Here is a 22,338-nt window from a genome sequence, read left to right as displayed (position 1 = left end):
GATGAATTTGAATCGTTTCAAGCCGGGCCAGCTGAAGTGCGTCACGACGCTTGATGCGCCCCTGGTCGTGTCGGCGGGCGCCGGCAGCGGTAAGACCTTCACGCTTACCCAGAGAATCGCCTGGGCGCTCTTGCCCGGATCGGCGCCCGACGGCGGCGCATTTCTCGACGGCATCGAACAGGTGATGGCCATCACGTTCACCGAAAAGGCTGCGGGCGAAATCAAATCGCGCGTGAAGGCGACCTTGCGTGCGGAAGGCATGGCGGACGAGGCGCTGAAAGTCGATGACGCGTGGATTTCTACGATTCACGGCATGTGTTCGCGCATCCTTCGCACGCATGCGGTGGAGCTCGGAATCGACCCTGCGTTTTCGGTACTCGATCCCGCTCGCGCCGATGACATGCTGCGTATGTCGGTGCAGAAGGCGCTTTCGAGCGAAAACGAGTTCGTTTCTCCGCACGGCTTCAATGCGCTGTTTTCCGAATATGCCGCCCGAAGCACGGGGCCGCGTCCATCCGATTCCGTCGAGGACATGGTGCTTTCGCTGGTGCGCGTCGCGTCGGCGAATCCTGAAGGCTGCGGATGCTTCCGCAAGCCGCCGTCGTGCCGCAGCGCCTCGCAGCTTCTGTGCGCCATGGTCGAACTTATCGAAGAAGCGCGCGACGTGACGCTTTCCCAGAAGGCGAGCGCTTCGCGCGATACATGGCTGCAGAGCGCCGACGAATTCCTCGAGAAAGCCTCCGACGTCGCGCCTGATGACGCCGTGCGCTTGTTGTCTTTCTTCAACACGTGTCCGTGGCCGTCGGGCCGTTTCGGCTCGCCGGAGTACAAGGCGCTGGTCAAAGACCTGCAGGCGTCGTGCGCGCTTATCATTCAGGAGGCTCGATGCCTGATAGCCGAACCGCTTCTCGACGAGCTGATCGAGCTTGCTTCGACGGTATATGAGTCGTATGCACGCCAAAAGCACGACCTCGGCCTGCTCGACAACGACGACCTGCTGATCAAGGCATCCCAGGCGCTTGCCCGCCATCCCGATATCGCGGCCGAGTACGAGAATAAGTTCCGCATCATTATGGTGGACGAATTCCAGGATACCGACCAGCTTCAGATCGATATGATCAAACGCATGGCGGGTCCCGGCGCATGCAGGCTGTGTACCGTCGGCGACGCCCAGCAGAGCATTTATCGCTTCCGCGGTGCCGACGTGCAGGTATATAAGAATCATTTAGCAAGCGTGGCCGAGTCTAATCCCGACGGCCTTATCGAGCTGCCCGATAACTTCCGCAGTCATGGGGACGTGTTGAAGCTTGTCGATCGCGTTTTCGAGCAGCCGAACGTCTTCGGCAAAGAGTTCATGTCGCTGCGTCCATCGCGCGACGAGAAGTCGGTAAAGCGTCCGTTTTTGGGGGGATTGGGCCGTGTCGATGTGTTGTTGAGCACCTATCCCGCGCGCAAAGGAATCAGCCGCTCCGATATGGCGCTTTTCGAGGCGCGCCGCATTGCTCGTCGCTTTGCTGAACTGCGTGAAGCGGGGCACGAAGCGGGCGATATGGTGGTCCTGCTCGGTCGCATGACCAATGCGGGAATCTATGCGCAGGCTTTGCGCGAAGAGGGGTTTGCGTGCGTCATCGCGGGCGGCTCGATCTTCTCGTCGGCTCCTGAGGTGCGTATCATGCAGCGCTTGGCCGAAGTCATCGCCAATCCCCATGCCACGTCGGCATTGTTCGAAGTGCTTTCGAGCGAGATGTTTGCTCTTTCTGCGGATGATTTCGTGACCCTGTCTACCTATCGCGACGAAACGACAGGCGTTTTGCGCCGGCGCGGCCTCGACAAAGGTTTCGAGGCCATGGCCGAGTTGGCGCGCGAGCGAGACGGCGTAGTGTCGCCCCAGCTCGCGCATGCCGCAGGCATCGTTGGTCGCATCACGTGCGATGCGGGAGTCAAACGCGTCTCGTCGATCATGGAAGACGCGGTCGTGGACTCGGGTTGGATATCCCGCCTCGAAAAACGCGGTGCCGAGGGGCAGTCCGTGGCTGCGAACGTCTTGAAGGCCATCCGCCTTGTCGAGAGAATCGAGGCTTCGGGCGTGACGGGTCCGTCGTCGGTGGCGAAAGAGATGGCGTCGCATATCGCGATCGCGAAAGAGCCTCCGGGCGCGCTGTCGGCCAAGGGCGGCGATTTCGTGCGCATCATGACCGTCCATGCCAGCAAGGGCCTCGAGTTTCCTATCGTCGGCCTGGCCGAGATGGGCGCCGGTAAGCCGCGTTCTTCGGCGTTTTCTTGCATGTCGCTCGAGGGCAAGGCATATATCAGCCTGCTTCCGAGCAGGTCTGTGTCGGGGTTTTCGTCCTCGTCTCCTGCTGCCAAGGCGATGAAGGCGGAATATATGCCGTGCAACGACGGCCGCTTCGACAATGTCGTCGAAGCCGTCGAACGTGCGGAAACGCCGCTTGCTCAGCGTGAAATCCTGCGCGAACACGAGGCCGAACAGGAACTGCAGGAGCGTCGCCGTCTTTTGTACGTTGCCTTGACACGCGCGAAAGAGGCGCTCGTCATAGCGATGACGAGCGCTCGTTCCGGCAAAAGCGACGATACATCTTCGGGAATCAATGCCGATACGGGCATTTACGACGATATCCGCAGCGCGTTGTTCGGGCTCGATGATTTTGAAAAAGGGGAGACGTTCGTCGACTTCGGCGGAAGCGCCCCCGCTCGCGTCGAGCGCATCGACGTCGACGAATCCGACTTCGATGAGGTGGAGCAAGACGAGCAACCTGCCGCCGATGCCCTCTCCGCCTGCGAATCGGTCGAGATACCCCGCCTTTTCGAACGAGCGAATGTCTCTCATGTTCGCCTGGCCGGTTTGCGTAAGGACGTAGCCAGTTATTCATCGCTGGCGCAGGCTGCCGGGACCGATGCGCCCGCGGTTTCCGAGCCGTCGGGTGCGTCGCCCGACGAGGAGTTCTGGGATGCGTTGAGCGATGACCTCTCTCACGATGCCGATAAGGCGACCGATTTCGGTGCGGCGTTTCACCTGTGCGCCCAGTGGGCGGTCAAGGAGCGCGCCGCATCGCGTGGCATGCTTGCGATGCCCCCGCGCGATCGTCTGCGTGCCATCGCAAGCGGCTGCGGTCTTCGCGATACATCGCTACCGCGGCTCGAAGCCGCGCTTGAGCGCTGGTTCTCAAGCGATGTGGCGAGGATGTGCGAAGGCGCCGATGAGATGTATGCCGAGCTTCCTTTCTTCGTGTCGCTTGAAGAGGGGTCTTCTTGCGATGGGGAAAGTCCTGCGATCCGCTATCTCGAAGGTGCGATCGACTTATTCGCGTCGTGGGGGGGTGCAGAAGGAGGGAAGCGCCGCGCTTTGATCGTCGATTACAAAACCGGAGGATCCGACGACGAGACCGACGAGGCATTGCATGCGAAGCACTTGCTGCAGGCAAGTTGTTATTCATATGTGGCCCTCATGCGCGGATTCGATGAGGTCGAGACGCTTTTCGTGCGCGTTGAGCGCACCGATATTCACCGATGCGACCAGCCATGCGTCGTGCGTTACCTGTTCGAAGCGGCCGATCGTGATGCACTGCGTTCGTGCATCGATGAGGCATGCGCCTTTCTGGCGAAGCAGCGCGTGTAGAAATGCCCATTGCCATAGCAAGCGGGGCGGCGGTAAGGCTGCCCCGTGTGGCACTTTTAAAAATGAACGTTGTTCATGTGAAGATGGGTGACACAAATCGTCTGCTGTATATAATCGAGGGCATGAAGATATCGACTGAAAAACTCCTCCTTGTCGCGGGCTTCGTCTGGATCGTAGCAGGCGGCAACATCGGCAACATCGGCATCGGCGCCCTGAGTCATGACCACCTGGTATGGTGGGTTCTGCTGGGAACGCTCGTCGTGTTTCTCATGTTCCACCTCCTCGTGTTCAAGAAGCTCGTGAAAAAGCACTCCGAACGCATCCGTGGCTTCGAAGAAGACAAGAAGCAGATATGGCATTTCTTCGATAAGAAGGGCTATATCATCATGGCGATCATGATGGGCGGCGGTATTGTGCTGCGCGCAAGCGGCCTTCTGCCCGAATGGTTCATCGCCTTCTTCTACACGGGCCTCGGTTTGGCGTTGACGGTTGCAGGCATCTCGTTCATCGCTTCTTATATAAGGGGTGGGCGTGAGCGCTAGCGGACGTGTGTCCCAACGTGTGCGCAGGGTCGAAAACGGTCCTGCTCCCGTCTGTCGCATCCATGCGAAACGCGGCGTCGCAGGCAAGGGCCTCGGCGCCGTTCGCGTTCGCGGCGCGGGAAAAACCGGATTATGGCGCGTGTCGGTAAAACGTGAGCATCTTGCCTATATAAGAAGGCACGCTCGTAGCACGCGTTGCATTTTGCACGCTGCTCCCGCGCCGCGTAAAATCGTTGCTCCCGCCGTGAGAAAGAGCATGAAGGGCAATAAGGGCAAAGACACCAAGCCCGAGCTCATCGTCAGACAATGTCTCCGCGCAGCGGGCTTGGGCGGATATCGTCTCCAATGGAAGGTTCCCGGAAGGCCGGATGTCGCCTACCCGGGAAAGAAGGTGTGCATTTTCGTCAACGGATGCTTTTGGCACCGCTGTCCACACTGCCATCCGTCCATGCCGAAGACCAATCTCGAGTACTGGATTCCGAAATTCGAGCGTAACGTCGAACGCGATGAGCGCAATATTCGCAGTCTCGAAGAGCAGGGATGGCGCGTCCATGTTATTTGGGAATGCCAATTGAAGAAAAAGGCGGTCGATGAAACGTTCCATCGTTTAATTCCGCTTTTAAAAGAGGAGCTCGATCGTTCCTAAGGAGGGCTGCGAAAGCGGCTCTTCTTCGTTTCGCGGACGTTCTCGCATGGTCGAGCGAATCCCTTTTCGGCGAAAGGCCTCAGATGTCGGCGGGTTTTAAGTCGCACCGTTTGCCGAACGCTCAACCCACTCCGTGCGTCGCACTCGCGTAGGCTAAAGCGCTCGCGCTACCATAACGCGGTATGTTCGTTAGCACGGCGGAAAGCTCGCGACCCGGGGAAGACGGTGCAGGCTTGTTTCAAAGGAGCGTTGGTATGACGAGAGAATTCAAATCGATGGACGGCAATAACGCCGCGGCGTACGTTTCCTATGCGTTCACCGAGGTTGCCGGCATCTACCCCATTACGCCTTCGAGCCCCATGGCCGACTTCGTCGACCAGTGGTCTGCCCAGGGTAAGAAGAATATCTTCGGCACCACGGTGAAAGTCTGCGAGATGCAGTCCGAGGGCGGCGCCGCCGGCACCATGCACGGCTCGCTCGCTGCAGGTGCATTGACCACGTCCTACACCGCATCGCAGGGTCTTCTTCTCATGATCCCGAATATGTACAAAATGGCCGGCGAGCTGCTCCCCGGCGTGCTTCACGTCAGCGCCCGCACCGTTGCAACCCAGGCCCTCAACATCTTCGGCGACCACTCTGACGTCATGGCATGCCGTCAGACGGGCTTTGCGATGCTCGCTGAAGGCAACGTTCAGGAGGTCATGGACCTTTCTGCCGTCGCCCATCTTTCCGCCATCAAGGGTCGCGTGCCCTTCATCAACTTCTTCGATGGCTTCCGCACCTCGCACGAGGTGCAGAAGGTAGCCGTGTGGGATTACGACGACCTTGCCGATATGTGCGACATGGACGCCGTCCGCGACTTCCGCGCGCACGCGCTCAATCCGGAGCATCCTGCCATGCGCGGCAGCCATGAGAACGGCGATATCTTCTTCCAGCATCGCGAGGCATGCAACAGCTACTACGACGCCCTTCCCGCAGTGGTCGAAGACTACATGCATCAGGTCAATGAGAAGCTCGGCACCAATTACGAGCTGTTCAACTACTACGGCGCACCCGATGCCGAACGCGTGATCGTGGCCATGGGCTCGTTCTGCGACGTGGCCGAAGAGGTCATCGACTACATGAACGCCCGCGGCGAAAAGGTCGGCCTGGTGAAGGTTCGCCTGTACCGTCCGTTCGTCACCGAGAAATTCGTCGCGGCTCTTCCCGAGACCGTGAAGAAGATCGCCGTGCTCGACCGCACCAAGGAGCCCGGCTCCGTAGGCGAGCCTCTGTATCTCGACGTCATCAACGCACTCGCCATCGAGGGTGTTTCCGGCATCACTGTTGTCGGCGGCCGCTACGGCCTGGGTTCGAAGGATACTCCGCCTTCGTCGGTCTTCGCCGTCTACGCCGAGCTCGCCAAGGACGACCCGAAGCGCGAGTTCACCATCGGCATCGTCGATGACGTTACGGGCTTGTCTCTGCCTGAGGACCCTGATTGCCCGAACACGGCCGCTCCCGGTACGATTGAATGCAAGTTCTGGGGTCTCGGCGGCGACGGCACGGTCGGCGCGAACAAGAACTCGATCAAGATCATCGGCGACCATACCGACAAATACGTGCAGGCATACTTCCAGTACGACTCCAAGAAGACGGGCGGCGTGACGATCAGCCACTTGCGCTTCGGCGATGCTCCGATCCGCAGTTCCTACTACGTCAACAAGGCCGATTTCGTGGCATGTCACAATCCCTCGTACGTCACGAAGGATTTCCCCATGGTCTACGACGTCAAGCCTGGCGGAACGTTCATGGTCAACTGCCAGTGGACGCCCGAAGAGCTCGAACATCATCTGAGCGCCGACGCAAAGCGCTATATCGCTAAAAACGACGTCAAGCTCTATACCATCAACGCCATCGATCTCGCGATCGAAATCGGCATGGGCAAGCGTACCAACACCATCCTGCAGTCCGCGTTTTTCGCGCTGACGGGCGTGCTGCCTCAGGAGGATGCCATCCGCTATATGAAGGATGCCGCCACCAAGTCCTATCTGAAGAAGGGCCAGGACGTGGTCGACACCAATCATCGTGCAATCGACGCGGGCGCCACGGCGTTCACGCGCATCGAGGTTCCCTCGAGCTGGCTCGATGCTTCCGACGAGAAGGAAGAGACCGTTCATGCCGGTAAGCCTGAGCTCGTGAAGATGGTTACCTCCATCATGGAGCCTGTCGGTCGCATGGACGGCGATAGCCTGCCCGTCTCTGCGTTCGTCGACCATGTCGACGGCCAGTTCGAACAGGGTGCATCCGCTTACGAGAAGCGCGGCATCGCCGTGTCCGTTCCGACGTGGGATGCTTCTACCTGCATTCAGTGCAACCAGTGCGCCTTCGTTTGCCCGCATGCGACCATCCGTCCGTTCGCGCTGACCGAGGAAGAGGCTGCGGCCGCCCCCGAGGCCGCTACGCTCATTCCCGCCAAGGGCAAGGCTGCGGCCGGCATGCAGTACACGCTCGCCATTTCGCCGCTCGACTGCATGGGTTGCAACGTCTGCGTGGTCCAGTGTCCTACCGACTCGCTTTCCATGGCTCCCGCCGAGGGCGAGATGGCTCAGCAGGACGTCTTCGACTACTGCGTCGCAGAAGTCTCCGATAAGCCCGAAATTCAGGACGCCACGGTCAAGGGCAGCCAGTTCAAGCAGCCGCTGCTCGAGTTCTCCGGTGCCTGCGCGGGTTGCGCCCAGACCGCATATGCCCGTCTGGTCACCCAGCTGTTCGGCGACCGCATGTACATCTCCAACGCAACGGGCTGCTCGTCGATCTGGGGCGGTCCCGCCGCAACCTCGCCGTACACGGTGAACAAGGAAGGCCGCGGTCCCGCATGGGCGAACTCCCTGTTCGAGGATAACGCCGAGCACGGCCTGGGCATGCTTTTGGGCCAGAACGCCGTGCGCGACAAGCTCGTCGCCGAAAGCGAGCAGCTGATCGCCGAGGCTGGCGACGCCGAGCTCAAGGATGCAGCCGCCGCATGGGTCGGGGCCCGCAACGACGCCGAGGCGAGCAAGGCCGCATCCGAGGCCTACGTCGCGGCGCTCGAGAAGGCCGTCGCCGCACAGGACGCCACGAGCGAACTGGCCGCATCCGTGCTGGCCGATAAGGACTACCTCGCCAAGAAATCCGTCTGGATCTTCGGCGGCGACGGCTGGGCCTACGACATCGGCTACGGCGGTCTCGATCATGTGCTCGCATCGGGTGAAGACGTCAACATCTTCGTCTTCGACACCGAGGTGTATTCCAATACCGGCGGCCAGGCTTCCAAGGCCTCTAATATCGGCCAGGTTGCCCAGTTCGCTGCGGCGGGCAAGGATATCAAGAAGAAGAGCCTTGCCGAAATCGCCATCAGCTACGGCTACGTCTACGTGGCGCAGGTCGCCATGGGCGCCAAGCCGGCGCAGACCATGAAGGCGATCGCCGAGGCCGAGGCTTATCCCGGACCGTCCCTGATCATCGGCTACTCGCCCTGCGAGATGCACTCCATCAAGGGCGGCATGGCCAACTGCATGGTCGAGATGGAGCGTGCGGTGGATTGCGGCTACTGGAACCTGTACCGCTTCAACCCCGCTGCGCCGGCAGGCAAGAAGTTTTCTCTCGATTCCAAGGAGCCCAAGGGCGGCTATCGCGAGTTCCTGATGAACGAGGCTCGCTACAGCCGTTTGACGCGCGAGTTCCCGGATCGTGCGGACGAGCTCTTCGAGCAGAACGAAAAGGCCGCAATCGAGCGCTACGAGCACTTGCTCAAGCTGAAGGACGTCTACGCCGAGGCGTAGGATTTCTTTCCGACATTCAAGAACCCGCTTCGGCGGGTTCTTTTTTTCGCGCGCCGTCCGCGCGGAGCGGGGGAGGCCCTTTCGCATACGAGGGCGTGCCGTAGCCTGCAACGAAAAACGCCCGCGACGGATGTCGCGGGCGTGTGCGGGGCGAAAGACTTTGCCGTGTTTTCGCGGTCTTTAATCGTTCAGGAGGGTCTCGACGCTTGCGAGTTTCGCGCAGCAGACGAAAATCTCCATGGCTTGCTCGAGCTCTTCGAGCGGCGGCAGGGTGGGGGCGATGCGGATATTCGAATCGTTCGGGTCGTTTTTATGCGGCCACGTAGCGCCCGCGCCCGTCATGGTTACGCCCGCTTCCTTGGCGAGGGCGACGGTGCGTTTCGCCGTTCCCGGCATGCCGTCGAAGCTGACGAAGTATCCGCCGTCGGGCTTGCTCCACGTGGCGCATCCTGCTTCGGCCAGACCCTCTTCGAGCATGCGGTCGACCAGCTCGAATTTAGGACGCAGCAGCGCGGCATGCTTACGCATGTGCTCGGCCACGCCTTCCGCGTCGCGTAGGAAGCGGACGTGGCGAAGCTGATTGAGCTTGTCGTATCCGACGGTCTGAATGCCCACGCGCGCCTTGATTTCGGCGATGTTGGCGGCGCTGGCCGCCACGGCGGCGATACCTGCGCCCGGGAAGGTCACCTTCGAAGTGCTTGCGAACTTGAAATACCTGTCGGGGTTGCCTGCGGAGTCGCACGCCTGCGCGATGTCGGTGACGTGGGCGGCGCGTTCTTCGTAGAGATGGTGCACGCAGTAGGCGTTGTCCCAGAAGATGCGGAAGTCATCGGCCGCGCACGGCATGGATGCCAGGCGTCGTACGGTTTCGTCGCTGTAGACGACGCCGTTGGGGTTGGAGTATTGGGGCACGCACCAGATGCCTTTGATCGTCGCGTCGGAGGCGACGAGGCGTTCGACCTCGTCCATATCGGGGCCGTCGGTACCCAGGGTCACGGGAATCATCTCGATGCCGTAGGACTCGGTGATGGCGAAATGGCGGTCGTAGCCTGGAACGGGACACAGCCATTTGACGGCGTCGAGGTCTTTCCACGGCATGTTGCCGAGGTATCCGTGCATCATGCCCTGCGTCACGAGGTCGAACATGATGTTGAGGCTCGAATTGCCGAACACGCACACCGTGGCGGGATCATGGTCCATGATCTGCCCCATGAGCGCTTTGGCTTCGGCGATGCCGTCCATCACGCCGTAGTTGCGGCAGTCGGTGCCGTCCTGCGCCATCAGTTCGGAAGCCGCATCCACGACGTCGAGCAGCGGCAGGCTCAGTTCGAGCTGAGCGGCGGAGGGCTTTCCTCGCGCCATATTAAGAGCAAGGCCTTTCGCGCAATGGTCGGCATACTCGCGTTCGAGGGCGCGCCGGAGCTCTTCGAGCTGCGTTCTGTCAAGGTCGGCGTACGACATTCGTCTCCTCCTTTAGATTCGGTTGCCGTTCAGGGGAAGCGCTTTAGCGTCATAAAGCACTTCGCGTCTTCGCGGCCTTACTTTACCGTATAATCGGCAATTGCTTTTGTTCTAATCATGAGAGGAGGGACGATGTCTGTAGACGACATCCAAGTTGTTCTTGCGATGGCCCTGTACTTCGTCGTCGTGCTTGCGGTGGGCTTTTTCTATTTGAAAAAGTCGAACACAAGTTCAGAGAACTACTTTTTGGGAGGTCGAGGCCTTGGTCCGTGGTTGACGGCCCTATCTGCCGAGGCGTCGGATATGTCGGGCTGGTTGTTGATGGGCCTTCCCGGAATCGCGTATTTCACCGGTGCGTCCGATGCCATGTGGACGGCGATCGGCCTGGCAATCGGCACCTATCTGAATTGGAAGTTCGTCGCCAAGCGCTTGCGCAAGTATTCTGAAGTGGCCGGCAACTCTATCACGTTGCCCGACTTCTTCAGCAATCGCTTCCATGACGAAAAGCGCGTCCTCATGAGCGTCGCCGCGCTGATCATCCTGCTGTTCTTCTGCATCTATTGCGGCAGCTGCTTCGTGACGTGCGGCAAGCTTTTCGCGACGCTGTTCGGTCTCGACTACACGACGATGATGATTCTCGGCGCCCTCGTCGTGTTCGTCTACACCTTCGTCGGAGGCTATCTGTCGGTGTGCACCACCGATCTGATTCAGGGTTCGATCATGATTTGCGCGCTCGTCATCGTATTCGTGGGCAGCGTGGCCATGGCAGGCGGCATCGACAACACCGTCGCATTCCTGCAGTCTATCCCCGGCTTCCTGTCCGCGACGCATCAGGCGTCCCCGGTCCTCGATGAGGCGGGCAACCAGATCGTGGAGGGCGGGCTTCCCGTTTTCGGCGAGGCCGTCGTCTACGGTTCCGGAATCATCACCATCATCAGTTGCTTGGCGTGGGGCCTCGGTTATTTCGGTATGCCCCAGGTGCTCGTCCGCTTCATGAGCGTGCGCCATTCCAAGGAAATCAAGAAGAGCCGCATCATCGCCGTCGTCTGGGTGGTCGTTTCGTTGGCGAGCGCCGTCTGCATCGGCCTTGTGGGCCGCGCTGCTATTCCGACGGCGTTCCTTACGGCTACGAGCGCCGAATCGGTGTTCGTCGTGCTGGCTCAGATCATGCTTCCCTCGTTCGCTTGCGGTTTGGTGGTGTCGGGCATTTTCGCCGCTACCATGTCGTCGTCTTCGAGCTATCTGCTTATTGCCGGCTCGGCTATCGCCCAAAACCTATATAAGGGCCTTATAAACAAGAACGCCACCGAAGCGCAGACCATGTTCGTTTCGCGCGTGGCGCTGACGGTCATTTTGATTTTCGGCATCATCATCGCGCTCGACCAGAATTCGTCGATCTTCCAGGTGGTGTCGTATGCATGGGCGGGATTCGGCGCGAGCTTCGGTCCGTTGATGCTGTGCAGCCTTTATTGGCGTCGCACGAATCGACAGGGCGCGCTTGCGGGCATGCTGACGGGTGCTATCACCGTTATCGTGTGGAATCTCTTCATCAAGCAGCTCGGCGGAATTTTCGCGGTCTACGAACTTCTGCCCGGATTCATCTTCGCGTTGATTGCGATCGTCGTCGTTTCTCTTTTGACCGAGAAGCCTTCTAAAGAAGTGACCGATGAATTCGATCGCTACATGGATGCCGATGTGTAATACGCTTGCGTAGAAAAGAAGAAGGGCCGGCCTTACGTGCGGTCCAGAACGATTCTTTCGAAGCAGAATATGGAATACGGGGTGGAAATCACCCCGTATTTTTTTATTTTGCCAAAAAAATTTTTTAAAAGAAGTTTGACGAATATGGACTGGATTTGACATTCGATATCAAGAAAATGCCAGGTGAATGCCGTAAAGTTAAAGCTTGCAGGATAGATACGCCCGGCAGCGTGTAGAGTGTTGACACGCATTTGCGGCTAGCGTATTATGCACTTCGTTCGCGGCACGGAAACGAAAACCGCAACGCGAACCGCAGCTTGATAAGTACACATATCGCATCGAGCACCTTGATGAACTGGGCGTGTGCCCGAGTGGTTAAAGGGGACGGGCTGTAAACCCGTTAGCTATGCTTACCTAGGTTCGAATCCTAGCGCGCCCACCAGTTCGCCCGTGTAGCTCAGTAGGTAGAGCACTTCGTTGGTAACGAAGAGGTCACCGGTTCAAGTCCGGTCGCGGGCTCCATTTTACTACGAATGGAGCTTATTAATATTAGGTTCCGTTAGTATATACGGCGGTGTAGCTCAGTTGGTTAGAGCACACGGTTCATACCCGTGGCGTCACTGGTTCGAATCCAGTCACCGCTACCATTTGTATTTTTGCACGCGCCTTTACGGCGCGTGTCTTTTATCACGTTAGTATTCGGTCGCAAGACCATTCCAAGAGGAGGAATAATGGCTAAGGAGAAGTTCGAGCGCAGCAAGCCGCATGTGAACATCGGTACCATCGGCCACGTTGACCATGGTAAGACCACCTTGACGGCTGCTATCTCCAAGACTCTGTCTGACAACGACGGTTCCCACGGCACCGCTCATGCAGACTTCACCGCCTTCGAGAACATCGACAAGGCTCCCGAAGAGCGCGAGCGCGGCATCACCATCTCCATCGCTCACATCGAGTACGAGACCGATACCCGTCACTACGCTCATGTTGACTGCCCCGGTCACGCTGACTACGTCAAGAACATGATCACCGGTGCTGCCCAGATGGACGGCGCTATCCTGGTTATCGCTGCTACCGACGGCCCGATGGCTCAGACCCGTGAGCACATCCTGCTGGCCCGTCAGGTTGGCGTTCCCTACATCGTCGTCTTCCTGAACAAGTGCGACATGGTCGACGACGAGGAGCTCCTCGAGCTCGTCGAGATGGAGGTTCGCGACCTCCTCAGCTCCTACGAGTTCCCCGGAGATGACACCCCGATCATCCGCGGTTCCGCTCTGAAGGCTCTCGAGGGCGACAAAGAGTGGCAGGAGAAGGTCTGGGAGCTCATGGACGCTGTTGATGAGTACATCCCGACCCCCGAGCGTATGACCGACAAGCCCTTCCTGATGGCTGTCGAGGACACCATGACCATCACTGGCCGTGGCACCGTTGCCACCGGTCGTGTCGAGCGTGGCGTTCTGCATGTTAACGACCCGCTGGAGATCGTCGGTATCCGTGAGACCACCAATACGGTCTGCACCGGTATCGAGATGTTCCGCAAGCTGCTCGACGAGGCTCAGGCTGGCGACAACATCGGCTGCCTGCTCCGTGGCGTCAAGCGCGAGGACATCGTCCGCGGCCAGGTTCTCTGCAAGCCCGGTAGCGTTACCCCGCATACCGAGTTCGAGGGCCAGGTCTACATCCTGACCAAGGAAGAGGGCGGCCGTCACACCCCGTTCTTCGATGGCTATCGTCCTCAGTTCTACTTCCGCACCACCGACGTTACTGGTGTTGCACACCTCCCCGAGGGCACCGAGATGGTTATGCCTGGCGACAACGTTACGATCACCGGTGAGCTCATTCACCCGATCGCAATGGAAGAGGGCCTCAAGTTCGCTATCCGCGAGGGTGGCCGCACCGTTGGCTCCGGTCGCGTGACCAAGATCATCAAATAACTCTTGGATTTACGATGATTAGATGAAGAGCTCGCTTTCGGGCGGGCTCTTCACTTCAAGGCTTGCTCTTATGTGTACAATTACCAAGCTACAAAACGATTAACTTGAAGGAGAATTCATGCGTACGTTGGTCACCCTGGCCTGCACCGAGTGCAAGCGCCGCAATTACACGACCAAAAAGAACAAGCAGAATAATCCGGATCGTATCGAGATGAAGAAATACTGCAAGTGGTGCCGCACGCACACCTTGCACAAGGAAACTCGATAAGGTAAGGAAAACAGGCCAGTAGCTCCAATTGGCAGAGCGGCGGTCTCCAAAACCGCATGTTGTGGGTTCGAGTCCTACCTGGCCTGCCAGCTTGTTCAAGCAGCTTGGAACGCGAGCTGCTTGTTTTGGGTTTAGGGACATTTATCCTAGAGAGCGATCGTGCGGTCCCGCACTAAACCGCATAAGGGATTAAGAAACCGCATTTAGGGATTAAGAAAAAATATGGCGAAAAAGTCTAAAACGCAACGAGCCAAAGCCTCTGCGCATCGTCAAGCGAAAAAAGCACAGGCTGTCGAGCTCGAGGCTCAGGGCATTTCGGCCGAGGAAGCCGCCAAGAAGACCGAAGCAGCTAAGCAGCAGGTCAAAAAGGCGGACGATAAGAAGGCCAAGCCTAAGAAACAGCGTTTTAAGTTCTTCAAAGAGGTTAAAGCAGAACTCAAGCGCGTTACCTGGCCTACTCGATCCGAGGTTCTTCGGTGGTCCGGCGTTGTCGTGGCCGCTTTGGTGTTTTTCGGCGTCTTTGTTGCCGTTCTGGACAATTTGATTGTCACTCCTCTGATCGTTGCTCTTTCCGGCATAGGGGCAGGACTCTAACATGGCAAAAAAATGGTACGTGCTCCATACCTATTCCGGGTATGAGAACAAGGTCAAGAAGAATCTTGAAACCCGTATTGAAACCATGGGTCTCGAGAATAATGTCTTCGGAATCGAGATTCCGACCGAGACGGTCACTGAAATCAAAGAAAGCGGCCGTCGCGTGGAAAGCGAAAAGAAAGTTTTCCCTGGATATGTTTTGGTCCGCATGGAGATGGACGACCGCAGCTGGGCTGCCGTCCGCAACACTCCGGGCGTGACGGGCTTCGTGGGAAGCCAGGGCAATCCTGCTCCGTTGACTCGCGAAGAGTTCAATAAGATCATGAAGCGCACTTCCGCTGCCGCCCCGAAGAAGACCACTTCTTCTTTCGAGGTAGGCCAGTCCGTCAAGGTCACCAACGGTCCGCTCGCCGAATTCGACGGCACCATTTCCGAGGTTCTGCCCGAGGCGGGCAAGGTCAAGGTCATGGTTTCCATTTTCGGGCGCGAAACCCCTGTCGAGCTTTCGTTCGATCAGGTGGCCAAGATTTAGTTCGATTATTCCCGGCTCCTGCGTGCCTGGGTGGACAGGGCTTCTCACGCATGGTTGGCCGTTGTAGCAATTTTCAGTAAGGTAAGGAAGACAGATGGCTGAGAAAAAAGTCAGCGGCTTCATTAAGCTGCAAATTCCCGCCGGCGCTGCGAACCCCGCTCCTCCGGTCGGTCCCGCACTCGGTGCGCAGGGTGTCAACATCATGCAGTTCTGCCAGGCGTTCAACGCCGCTACGCAGGACCAGTCCGGCACCATCATCCCCGTCGAGATCACGGTCTATGAGGATAAGAGCTTCACGTTCGTCTGCAAGACTCCTCCGGCGGCTGTTCTGATTAAGGAGAAACTGGGCATCAAGAGCGGCTCCGGCATTCCGCAGCTCAAGGCTGTCGGCACGCTGAGCAACGATCAGCTTCGCGAGATCGCCGAGATCAAGCTCCCCGACCTGAACGCAAACGACATCGATGCCGCTATGGAGATCGTCGCCGGCACCGCTCGTTCCATGGGCGTTCGTATCGAGGGTCGCGAGATGAAGAAGACCTACGTGCCTTCCAAGAAGCTCGCCGCCATCCTCGCTGGCAAGGAATAGCCTACCTGACATGTGGAAGGGTGGTTCTTCCACCCGCCAATACCACGAAAGGATTCATTGATGAAACTCACCAAGAACCAGAAGCTCGCCGCTGAGAAGATCGAGGCCGGCAAGCTCTATGCTCCCGTCGAGGCTCTCGCTCTCGTCAAGGAAGTTTCCACCGCAAAATTCGACGAGACCGTCGAGGTCCACTTCCGCCTCGGTATTGACACCCGTCAGGCCGACCAGCAGCTTCGCGGCATGGTTTCCCTGCCTAACGGCTCTGGTAAAGAGGTCCGTGTCGCCGTCTTCGCCGAGGGTGCTGCCGCTGAGGCCGCTAAGGAAGCCGGTGCTGAAATCGTCGGTTCCGACGACCTGGTTGCTGAAATCCAGGCTGGCAACATCAACTTCGACGCCGCTGTCGCCACTCCGAACATGATGGGCAAGGTCGGCCGCCTCGGCAAGATTCTCGGCCCCCGCGGTCTGATGCCGAACCCCAAGCTCGGCACTGTGACCCCGGATGTCGCCAAGGCTATCGCCGAACTCAAGGGCGGCAAGGTCGAGTACCGTGCCGACCGTTACGGCATCGCTCACGTCATCATCGGCAAGGTCAGCTTCGAGGCTGAGAAGCTTGCTGAGAACTATGGCGCTATCTACGACGAAATCGTTCGTATGAAGCCGTCTGCGGCGAAGGGCAAGTACCTCAAGTCCATCTCCGTTTCTTCCACCATGGGCCCTGGCATTGCCATCGACCCCTCCGTTTCTCGCAACTTCGCTTCTGCCGAATAGCGAAAACAAAGCCTTACTTCAAAAAGACCCGCTTTATGCGGGTCTTTTTTGTTCACCTTAGGTTACTTGTAGGCAAGAGCGTGTGTGCTAGAATTATCTGCGTTACTATGACGGCCTCGTAGCGCGAGGTTTTTGCAACGGATCCTTATTCAGAAGAAGGCGAACTCATGATTATCAAGAAGTCCCCGGCTGAAATCGAAGCCATGAAGGAAGCGGGACGCATTTCTGCAAAAGTGTTGCGTGAAGTGGGCTCCCATGTGCGCCCCGGCGTTTCTACGTTGGAGCTCGACCGTTTGGCCGAGACCCTCATCCGCCTCGAGGGCGGCATTCCCGCATTCAAGGGCTACGGCGGATTCCCCGGCAGCATCTGCGCATCGGTCAACGAGCAAATCGTTCACGGCATTCCTTCTGCGGATGTCATCCTGAAAGAAGGCGACATCATCTCCATCGATACCGGTGCGACGGTCGATGGCTGGGTAGGGGATAATGCCTGGACGTTCCCGGTGGGCAAGGTTTCTCCCGAAGTGAAGAAGCTTCTCGACACCACCGAGAAGTGCATGTGGGCCGGTCTCGATGCGGCACGCCCCGGGAACCATCTAGGCGATATCGGTTTCGCCGTGCAGTCTATCGCCGAGGCCGAAGGTTACGGCGTCGTCCGCGAGTATGTAGGCCATGGCATCGGCCGCAATATGCACGAAGATCCCAATGTTCCTAACTACGGCCGTCGTCATCATGGCATCTTGCTCGAGCCCGGTATGGTTCTGGCAATCGAGCCTATGATAAATATGGGCACTCATAAGACGCGTCAGATGCCCGACGGCTGGCTCGTATGCACGCGTGACGGCATGCCGAGCGCCCATTTTGAAAAAACGGTCGCTATCACCGAGGACGGTCCTGTGATTTTGACCACCGAACCCGATTTCAAGCGTCCCGTGAACGACTAACGTCTTTGAGTTTTCTGCATTGAAAAGGCCTCGGCCGCATTCAGGAATCTGAATTGCGTCCGAGGCCTTTGTCGTATCTCGGGGCGTCTGAATCCGGTCGAGCGGGTAATAAGCCCCCGTCGCGACGGGGGCTTATTCGTCTTCATGGCGGGCATGGCGGCCTTGTTTGTCCATGCTGCTCGTGCTGCTCCTGCCGCGACGGGCGTGGCGCCCGCTGAGCGGCGCATGGCGCGCCCCATCGACTTTGCGCTCGAAGACCGCTTGGGCGCTATGGCGTCCGATGGCGTCCTGTTCGTCTTGTTCGGGTCGTTTTGCCAAAGCCCCCAGTTCCCCTGCATGGCGCCCCCGAGGCGGGGTGCATGTTCGGACCGCTTCGTCTTCGATGCCGCTCGTTTCCGCGTAAGCTTCCGTTTTGCTGTGTGCGGCAGGTTCGTTCCATGCATCGAAAGCTTCGGTTTCGATTTCGGCGGCGTCGTTGAAATTCGGCACGCTGTCGACGTGGTTCTTATGCAGACCGAGCCTGTTTGTTATTTTGGATACGATCGAGACCAGCATAGCCGCTTCGCTGAAGCCGGCTTTGGCGGCAATGCCGAAGGTGACGACGACCGAGACGATGCCGCCGCAGACGATGCATCCCAACGCGTGGGGGATGGAGCCGTTCAAGGGAAGCACGGTTGCATCGAGGCCGAATACGACCAGCGCGCCCGCGCCCGCGCCCAGCGCGCCGAGGGCGAGCGAGCGCACGAACGACAGCGCCATGCCCTTCAGGCCGAGGCGTCCGACCTTGCGACGCAGATACACGAAGCAGGCGATGTCGAGAACCAGATAGAACACCGTCTCGCTGAGCGCGATGGCGGGCATGCCGAAGTTGAGCGGGCCGCCGAACGGGGTGGCGAACACGGCGATGAATGCGATCTGCAGGGCGACTGAGGCAACCATCATGATCGAGTAGATGCTCATGATGCGCATGGCGGAAAACGCCTTCTGCAGATAGGTATTGACGCCATAGAAGGGCAGCGATAGAGCGAGTGCGGCAAGATAGAGCGAAATCTGGGCGATGTTTTCTTCGGTGAACGCGCCGATGTGATACAGAGTGACGAGCGGTTCGGCGAACACGACCAGATACATGGCGAAGGGCAGCATGAAGAACAGGATTTGGCTGGTCCCCGATGCCACGCCCTTCTTGAAAGACGCCATGTCGCCTTTGGCGTGCATCTCGGAGATTTCGGTGAACATGGCCGTGGTGATGGGCGCCGTGAGGAATGCATAGGGCAGGGTGAACCAAAGACGCGCGTAGGCGATGATCGAAGGGCCGTTGTCCGCCGTGGCATATGACGCCGCGTTCTGCACCGATACCACGACAAGGCCCGCGCACATGACCAAAATGGCGGGCACGCCGATGGCGAGCGTCTCCTTGAGAGCCGGGTCGCGCAGGTCGACGTGCAGGCGCAGTTTGATGCCGTTGCGCTTGAGGGCGGGAAGCTGGATGGCCATCTGAATGAACACGCCCAGCGGGTTTCCTATGGCAATGATGAGTTTCGCCATATCGGGGTTGCTCGGCGCGATGAAGGCATAGAGCACGAACGTGGCCGTGACGATGATGTTGTTGAAAATCGGCGCCGCGCTGCTCCATAGGTAGTCGCGTGAGGCGTTGAGCAGCCCGCTGACGATTGACGACAGGCCGTAGAACACGATTTGAATGGCGAAGAATCTGAAGAAGAACACGGCGTCTTCCATACCGCCCTGGTCGCTCATGAAGCTTTGCGTGAATACGAGCGCCGGCGCGAAAATCGTGCACAGCAGCGCCACCAAGCCCAGCGCGATGAACGCGATGCTCATGATGTTGCTGGCGTATTCGTTGCCGCCCCGTTCGCCGAGGCGGTTTTTCACTGAAAGGTACACGGGCAGAAACGCTGTTACAAGCATGCCTCCCATGACCAGTTCGTAGAGCATGTTAGGAAGGTTGTTGGCGATTTGGTAAGAGCTTGCCAACATGGTCGAGCCGAGCGCGAAGGCCATGGCCCAGGTGCGCATGAAGCCCGTGATGCGGGATATGATGACGAAGAAGCTGATGAGGGCTGCCGAGCTTCCGACGCTGGCCGCCGTATTCTGCGAAGACGATTCGTCTTCAGGTGTGGAAATCTGCGTGGCGCTCATACTACGCTTTCGAGTTTGGGTATAATACAAAGGCTATTGTCAACTCATCATATAGTCCGCGGGCAACGTTTGAAACGAGGCAGAATGAACATCCTGATTATTCGCAATAATTCCAATGCGGCCGCCCTCGACGCGTCGATGCTCCTGGCCGCTTATCTCGATTCTCAGGGAGTTGCGCATCAGGAACTCGACTCGACGCCCCTGTCGATCGAATCGGTCAAAGACACCTGCGCGCACGTCGATGTGGCTTCCTTCGACATGGTGGTCTCTCTCGGCGGCGACGGTACGATGCTTCGAACTGCCCGTTTGGTCGGCAAGACGCGTGTGCCGATTCTCGGCATTAATTTCGGTCATCTCGGCTTCCTGGTGAACTCTTCGGAAGACGGCGTCGTGGCCATCGTGGCCGCCGCCCTTGCGGGCGACGTCGTACGTGAGGAGCGAGCCAGCCTGCATATCGACCTTATTTCGAATGGAGAGGTGGTTGCGAGCCGCTTCGCGCTCAACGAGTTCTCGGTTACGCGTGGCGCCTTGGGCCGCATCATCGATTTCGGCATTGAGATTTCGGGCAATCATCTTGTCGATATGCGTGGCGACGGTCTGGTGGTTTCTTCGGCCACCGGCTCTACGGCTTATGCTCTTTCTGCCGGCGGTCCGCTGGTCGCCCCCGATTTCAAGGGCCTCGTCGTGGTTCCTCTGGCTCCTCATACGCTGCTTTCCCGATCCCTCGTCACCGATCCGAGCGATATCGTCGAAATCGATTTGTCTCGCAATCCCGAAAGCCGCGAAGCGAGCTATTTCGTGGACGGCGAGTTCATTTCTCTCGACGAGCCGATCGACCGCGTCTTGGTGCGCAAGTCGAATAACCCCACCGTTTTGCTTCGCTATAAGAACGAAGGCTTCTATAGCGCGGTTGCCAACACGTTCTTTGCAGACGAGCGTCGCATGTAGTTTTGCCTCTAAGGGTTTCGAACGGCCGAGGATTCTCCTCGGCCGTTTTTCGTTTCGGCGGCCTGCCTGCTGCGTGCAGGGAGCAGGATATTAAAAAAGGCGCCGGCTTGCGTCGGCGCCTACGGTGTTTGCATGCTGCGGCGGCTTATTTATGGTAGAAGGAGTGCTGCTCGTATTTAGGCTCGCAGCATACATTGATGCCGAGCTTGCGATAGAGGCTTTCGTCGGTGGCCGAGATGATGACCGAGAAGAACGCGTCGCATCCACGCAAATCGTCGACATGTGCGATGGTCTGCGCTGCGATGGGATTGGTCGCCGAGCTGATGGAAAGCGCGATCAGGGTCTCGTCGGAGTGCAGGCGCGGGTTCTTGCTTGCCAGCTGCTCGGTTTTCAGGCGGCAGATGGGTTCGATCGCCTCGTTGCTGATGACGAGCAGGTCGTCATCGACGCCCGCGACCGCCTTGAGCGCGTTCATGAGCAGCGAAGAGGCGGCGCCCAGCAGGTCGGACGTCTTGCCCGTGATCACGCGGCCGTCGGGAAGCACCATGGCTCCCGCAGGGGCGCCCGTCGTTTCTTCCTTGAGCAGCGCGGCGCTGCGGGCGGGAGAGAAGCTCGACGTGACGCCCGCCTGATTCATGAGCATCTCCAGCTTCTCGATGCTTTTCTGGCCGACGCCTGTACGCTTCACCTCGACGGAGGTCTGGAAGTAGCGGCGCACGATTTCCATTTTCGCGGCGTCGCGCACCACGTCGTCGTCGGTGATGGCGAGGCCCGCCATGTTCACGCCCATGTCGGTGGGCGACTGGTACGGGCTCGAGCCGGAGATGCGCTCCATCATGGCCTTGAGCACGGGGAAGATCTCCACGTCACGATTGTAGTTGACGGTCGAGACACCGTAGGCCTCGAGATGGAACGGGTCGATGATGTTGGAGTCGTCGAGGTCGACCGTGGCCGCCTCGTAAGCCAGGTTCACGGGATGCGCGAGCGGCAGGTTCCATACGGGGAAGGTCTCGTACTTCGCATAACCTGCGGTCACGCCGCGCTTGTGCTCGTGATAGAGCTGCGAAAGGCAGGTGGCCATCTTGCCGGAGCCAGGACCCGGTGCCGTCACCACGACGAGCGGGCGGGCGGTTTCGATGTATTCGTTCTTGCCGTAGCCCTCGTCGCTGACGATGTGGTTGATATCGTACGGATAGCCGGCGATGGGGTAGTGCAGGTAGCATGCGATACCGAGAGACTGCAGGCGCCTGCGGAACATGTCGGCGGCGGGCTGGCTGGCGTAGTGCGTGATCACGACGCCGCCCACGAGAAAGCCCATGCCGCGGAAGATGTCCATCAAACGCAGCGAATCTTCGTCGTAGGTGATGCCCAAGTCGCCGCGGACTTTGTTCTTCTCGATGTCGTTGGCGTTGATGGTGATGATGATCTCGACGTCGTCGACGAGGCTTTGCAGCATGCGGATCTTGGAGTCGGGCTCGAAGCCGGGAAGCACGCGGGCGGCGTGGTGGTCGTCGAAGAGCTTGCCTCCGAATTCGAGGTAGAGCTTGCCTTCGAACTGGTCGATGCGGTTGCGAATATGCTCAGCCTGCAATGCGATGTATTTTTCGTTGTCGAATCCGATGCGCATGAGATCGCGGGCCCCTTTCTGGGTGAGGGCGGTGCACGCCGCCGAGAGAATCGATGTCGAACAGATGAATTATATATCAGCGTGTTTCGACTCTGTGTCGCGGGCGTTTCCGCTGCATGAATTGGCCGGATGTCGTCCGACTCCGCGCGTTGCGACCGTGCGCTAGAATCGGCTGGAACGATTGGGCCGC

At 58.8% G+C, this 22,338-nt stretch carries 16 protein-coding genes and 4 tRNA genes; 17 read left to right on the top strand and 3 right to left on the bottom strand.

What is annotated here, in order from left to right; translation table 11 throughout:
• Nucleotide 1 precedes the first annotated feature (1 nt).
• From Q6E04_RS01150 to nifJ, 4 genes are all read left to right on the top strand, one after another.
• Nucleotides 2-3,637: a UvrD-helicase domain-containing protein gene (locus Q6E04_RS01150; RefSeq protein WP_303248999.1), complete on the top strand. Its 3,636-nt coding sequence runs from the start codon at nt 2-4 to the stop codon at nt 3,635-3,637.
• A gap of 122 nt (nt 3,638-3,759) precedes the next feature.
• Nucleotides 3,760-4,179, top strand: coding sequence for a hypothetical protein (locus tag Q6E04_RS01145; protein ID WP_303248998.1), 420 nt, complete (start codon nt 3,760-3,762; stop codon nt 4,177-4,179).
• 256 nt (nt 4,180-4,435) lie between these two features.
• Nucleotides 4,436-4,825, top strand: a complete 390-nt coding sequence (locus Q6E04_RS01140) for a very short patch repair endonuclease (RefSeq protein ID WP_303248997.1) — start codon at nt 4,436-4,438, stop codon at nt 4,823-4,825.
• Nucleotides 4,826-5,079: 254 nt separating this feature from the next.
• Entirely contained in the window at nt 5,080-8,628 is a 3,549-nt protein-coding gene (nifJ, locus tag Q6E04_RS01135; RefSeq protein WP_303248996.1) for a pyruvate:ferredoxin (flavodoxin) oxidoreductase, read from the top strand.
• 180 nt (nt 8,629-8,808) lie between these two features.
• Here the strand turns inward: nifJ and Q6E04_RS01130 are convergent, their stop codons facing one another.
• Nucleotides 8,809-10,089 carry an aminotransferase class I/II-fold pyridoxal phosphate-dependent enzyme gene (locus Q6E04_RS01130; RefSeq protein WP_303248995.1) on the bottom strand — a complete coding sequence of 427 codons (1,281 nt, stop codon included), beginning with the start codon at nt 10,087-10,089 and terminating at the stop codon, nt 8,809-8,811.
• Between the two features lie 132 nt (nt 10,090-10,221).
• Here Q6E04_RS01130 and putP point away from each other — a divergent pair, with 132 nt between their 5' ends.
• The 12 genes from putP (at nt 10,222) to map (ending at nt 17,416) form a co-directional block, all read left to right on the top strand.
• On the top strand, nt 10,222-11,790 hold the full coding sequence (gene putP / locus Q6E04_RS01125) for a sodium/proline symporter PutP (RefSeq protein ID WP_303248994.1): 1,569 nt from the start codon (nt 10,222-10,224) through the stop codon (nt 11,788-11,790).
• Nucleotides 11,791-12,147: 357 nt separating this feature from the next.
• Nucleotides 12,148-12,232: transfer RNA gene (locus Q6E04_RS01120), tRNA-Tyr, on the top strand.
• Nucleotides 12,233-12,236: 4 nt separating this feature from the next.
• Nucleotides 12,237-12,312, top strand: a tRNA-Thr gene (locus Q6E04_RS01115).
• Nucleotides 12,313-12,360: 48 nt separating this feature from the next.
• Nucleotides 12,361-12,437, top strand: a tRNA-Met gene (locus Q6E04_RS01110).
• An 84-nt stretch (nt 12,438-12,521) separates the two neighbouring features.
• The gene (gene tuf / locus Q6E04_RS01105) at nt 12,522-13,724 is read left to right on the top strand and encodes an elongation factor Tu (RefSeq protein WP_303248993.1); all 1,203 of its coding nucleotides are present in this window, start codon (nt 12,522-12,524) and stop codon (nt 13,722-13,724) included.
• A 118-nt stretch (nt 13,725-13,842) separates the two neighbouring features.
• Nucleotides 13,843-13,992: a 50S ribosomal protein L33 gene (gene rpmG / locus Q6E04_RS01100; RefSeq protein WP_123198061.1), complete on the top strand. Its 150-nt coding sequence runs from the start codon at nt 13,843-13,845 to the stop codon at nt 13,990-13,992.
• Between the two features lie 12 nt (nt 13,993-14,004).
• Nucleotides 14,005-14,081 (top strand) — tRNA-Trp (locus Q6E04_RS01095).
• A 133-nt stretch (nt 14,082-14,214) separates the two neighbouring features.
• Nucleotides 14,215-14,586, top strand: coding sequence for a preprotein translocase subunit SecE (secE, locus tag Q6E04_RS01090; RefSeq protein ID WP_303248992.1), 372 nt, complete (start codon nt 14,215-14,217; stop codon nt 14,584-14,586).
• 1 nt (nt 14,587) lies between these two features.
• A complete protein-coding gene (nusG, locus tag Q6E04_RS01085; RefSeq protein ID WP_303248991.1) occupies nt 14,588-15,118 on the top strand; it encodes a transcription termination/antitermination protein NusG in 531 nt (176 codons plus the stop codon).
• Nucleotides 15,119-15,212: 94 nt separating this feature from the next.
• On the top strand, nt 15,213-15,704 hold the full coding sequence (gene rplK, locus Q6E04_RS01080; RefSeq protein WP_123198058.1) for a 50S ribosomal protein L11: 492 nt from the start codon (nt 15,213-15,215) through the stop codon (nt 15,702-15,704).
• A 60-nt stretch (nt 15,705-15,764) separates the two neighbouring features.
• Nucleotides 15,765-16,472, top strand: coding sequence for a 50S ribosomal protein L1 (gene rplA, locus Q6E04_RS01075; RefSeq protein ID WP_368656392.1), 708 nt, complete (start codon nt 15,765-15,767; stop codon nt 16,470-16,472).
• A gap of 167 nt (nt 16,473-16,639) precedes the next feature.
• Entirely contained in the window at nt 16,640-17,416 is a 777-nt protein-coding gene (map, locus tag Q6E04_RS01070) for a type I methionyl aminopeptidase (RefSeq protein ID WP_303248989.1), read from the top strand.
• A 132-nt stretch (nt 17,417-17,548) separates the two neighbouring features.
• On the opposite strand, the gene murJ is transcribed toward map, so the two are convergent.
• Nucleotides 17,549-19,573 (bottom strand): murein biosynthesis integral membrane protein MurJ, encoded by a 2,025-nt coding sequence (gene murJ, locus Q6E04_RS01065; RefSeq protein WP_303248988.1) that lies wholly within the window; start codon nt 19,571-19,573, stop codon nt 17,549-17,551.
• An 84-nt stretch (nt 19,574-19,657) separates the two neighbouring features.
• On the opposite strand from murJ, the gene Q6E04_RS01060 reads away from it, so the two are divergent.
• A complete protein-coding gene (locus Q6E04_RS01060; RefSeq protein ID WP_303248987.1) occupies nt 19,658-20,521 on the top strand; it encodes an NAD(+)/NADH kinase in 864 nt (287 codons plus the stop codon).
• A 145-nt stretch (nt 20,522-20,666) separates the two neighbouring features.
• On the opposite strand, the gene Q6E04_RS01055 is transcribed toward Q6E04_RS01060, so the two are convergent.
• Nucleotides 20,667-22,148: a DUF1846 domain-containing protein gene (locus Q6E04_RS01055; protein WP_303248986.1), complete on the bottom strand. Its 1,482-nt coding sequence runs from the start codon at nt 22,146-22,148 to the stop codon at nt 20,667-20,669.
• Nucleotides 22,149-22,338: the final 190 nt, after the last annotated feature.

Origin of the sequence: uncultured Slackia sp., from assembly GCF_959608125.1 — a bacterium.
In the GTDB taxonomy this organism is placed as follows: Bacteria; Actinomycetota; Coriobacteriia; order Coriobacteriales; family Eggerthellaceae; genus Slackia.
The sequence above is the reverse complement of the archived record's forward strand: the minus strand, read 5'-3'. Positions and strand labels throughout refer to the sequence as shown.